Raw genomic sequence first — 2,638 nt, 5'->3', positions numbered from 1 at the left:
CAAGAGAGTAATTCAAGTCCAAACAGGCGACCAATGGAAAATATGGGTGTTGTCCACAATGACGCAGCCTATATGCCCATTGGTAGTCAGTTCATCGCAAATATCCATATTTCCGCCAGCAAGAAAGATGCAGACTTAGCGATCGACAGAAGTACACTCAAACTTCCTGAAATATGGCACGGACTATCACCAGAACGAGTCAAAGAAGTAGTCAACCTTGATGCCATTGTGCCGCAATTAAAGGAGGCGATCGCCAAAGCTGCCGCAAACCAACCGACCATGACCGAATTTGTGGCAAAACTTACTGAGGAGAACGTTGGACTAAAAGCCCAAGTGCAGACAAGAGGCAGAATTAACGGAATTACCTATCTCTACGAAGGGCAAGCAATAAAAGCAAGTTTAATTGAAATGTCTTGGAAAAATCTCGCCGCGATGGGAGTAAAGTACGAGCCAGAGCGAGATCGAGAAGCGCTTACTATCCCCACTACCACAGCCACGATAGAAACTAATGCTCAATCTGAAAGCCATATGGAGACGCAGAAAAGCAGCACTCATGCAAATCCCCTCGAAAAGATAGAATCGCAATTGAGGGAATCAGTGCGTAGTCATTTTGATTCAGAACAGCCAGTCAAAATCATAGGAAAACCCGTCAAGATGGTTTATCCCCTCAAGATGCATGGAGAAGCCAATCCATTACCAGTTGATAGCTGTATCGAAGCCATGCGCGGACATGGCAGATGTCATACGACGCGGAGATATGAACCCTATGCTGCTTATGGATTCAAGGAAGGGGATATAGCGATCGCGATTGCAGGAGCGCAGAAAGTCGCCTTTAAAGTGGGCAAACAGTACAAAATCACCCCAGAAATGCTGAATGATGCCGCCTATCAACAGCAATGGTCGCAGATGGAAAAACATAGCGCCAAGGAACTGAAGACATTTCAAGGACATGGCAACACATGGGGAATGCACTTTCAGCCCTTGGGAGACTATGTGGATGGAAAGATTGAGCCATTCCCGACAGAACCTATCAAAGCCGATAACAGCATCGTTACCGATATTCAGCAACTAATGGAATGGAGTCGCATTGCCGAATATTTGGGCAAGAGCGAAAAATATATAGACCGAATTCAAGAGCTTATAGCAGGTGAAAGCATCACCGAAAAAGCACAGCAAGCGATGCACAAGGATCGTCAGTCATTGAGCCAGCACATCGCCTCGCAGTGGCGAGAAATTTTGGCAATCAAAAGCGACTATGTAGAATCACAGGATGGCAACCTCGTCTTTGAGCGCAAGGGCAACGAAGGTAAATATCGAGCCACATGGGAACAAGCAACAGATATGCTGACATTGGATAGTAAAGTCGTGAATCAAGACGAATTCCAGTATCTACCATTATTAGTACAGCAAGGATTAGAGATTACCCATAGCCAAGTAACCGTGAGAGATGCCCAAAACTGCGATCGCGCTCTTCAGTTAATATCTGAAAGTCAAAAGGTAAAGCAAGAACAAAGATAAAGAAGCGATCTCAATGAGATTAGCCAGCAGACAGAACCTTTAATGGTTGAATAGTTTGGAGGTCATGATTTTCAGACAGTTGAGCATGATAGAGATCCCAAGACTGTTGGAGATTCATCCAGAAATCAGCCGAAGTGGAAAAGAACCTAAAAGAGAGAATCATAAAAGCATAATAACACGGATATCATGCTATCAACTTCATCACTTATGAACAAGAAGAAAGAGCGCTTACGCTTGAAGTCCATGACGATTGACGAATTAGGAAGAATAATCTTATGGAAGTAGCAATAAGTTCGCTGACAGGTAAGACACAAGCGCAGGTATTCAGATCGAAATCGCGCTGCCTGAAGACGACCAAACAGCTAATTGACCTCGCTAAATCGATGAATGCAAGAATCATCGATTTAACAGATGGCACAAAACTGCTGACCTTCAGAGATGGCACAAAGCGGACAATCCAAATCAAAGACCTGCTTCTCGACGCAGTACAAGCAAGCGTACAGGAACTAGGAGAATACCTCGCTCAGCATCCAGACCAAATCTCCAAAGTAGATCCGAGCATCGTGGAAATGCTGACCTATGCCGAGTACTTCGTCAAAGCCGCCATGAACGAATACACAACAGACCCGCAACATTGCCGAGAAGTAGCGACAAGACATCTGGAAACCCTGTCCGAAGACTATCCCCAGATCTTCTCTAAAAAAAATGCAGCAAGAGAATTGAACTAAACATCAATCTAGCGATCGCGCTTAAATTCGAGTGAACTGACAAAGATCTCGCTTACCGATTCCCAACCAGCATTGAAGAAAATCAACCAATATTAGGAAAAACAATGAAGCCACCAACAATTTTCAAGATCGCAGTTGAAGCTCTTATAACCATGAGCCTGATAGCATTACTGGGATTATTGACCGCACTAACCTATGCCCTACTATCATTTCTAGGGGCTGAACCCACTGATCAATCACTGCTAACTTCTCAGATAGAAACACCTGAAGTCACAGTCAAGAATCTAACAGCCCAAACCCCAGTGCTACCAGATGCAACAGTAGCATTACCCTCAGCAAAAGCAGCCCCGAAACTGAAAGCTATGGTAAAGGAAGTAAAGACTGAAATCATT

Annotated in this window: 4 protein-coding genes; 3 read left to right on the top strand and 1 reads right to left on the bottom strand. The window is 44.4% G+C overall.

From position 1 onward, the window contains the following. A partial coding sequence (locus tag PSE7429_RS22400; RefSeq protein WP_233424421.1) for a hypothetical protein occupies positions 1-1,518 on the top strand: 1,518 nt, incomplete at its 5' end. A gap of 19 nt (positions 1,519-1,537) precedes the next feature. On the opposite strand, the gene PSE7429_RS26445 is transcribed toward PSE7429_RS22400, so the two are convergent. Continuing rightward, positions 1,538-1,681 carry a hypothetical protein gene (locus PSE7429_RS26445; RefSeq protein ID WP_009629677.1) on the bottom strand — a complete coding sequence of 48 codons (144 nt, stop codon included), beginning with the start codon at positions 1,679-1,681 and terminating at the stop codon, positions 1,538-1,540. Between the two features lie 220 nt (positions 1,682-1,901). Between PSE7429_RS26445 and PSE7429_RS22395 the strand changes: the two genes are divergently transcribed. Together PSE7429_RS22395 and PSE7429_RS22390 are read left to right on the top strand one after the other, a co-directional pair. Continuing rightward, the gene (locus PSE7429_RS22395; protein WP_144052569.1) at positions 1,902-2,246 is read left to right on the top strand and encodes a hypothetical protein; all 345 of its coding nucleotides are present in this window, start codon (positions 1,902-1,904) and stop codon (positions 2,244-2,246) included. Between the two features lie 104 nt (positions 2,247-2,350). Continuing rightward, positions 2,351-2,638: hypothetical protein (locus PSE7429_RS22390; RefSeq protein WP_009629675.1), on the top strand; the 288-nt coding region annotated here is incomplete at its 3' end.

Source organism: Pseudanabaena biceps PCC 7429 (assembly GCF_000332215.1).
GTDB classification, from domain to species: domain Bacteria; phylum Cyanobacteriota; class Cyanobacteriia; order Pseudanabaenales; family Pseudanabaenaceae; genus Pseudanabaena; species Pseudanabaena biceps.
The sequence above is the reverse complement of the archived record's forward strand: the minus strand, read 5'-3'. Positions and strand labels throughout refer to the sequence as shown.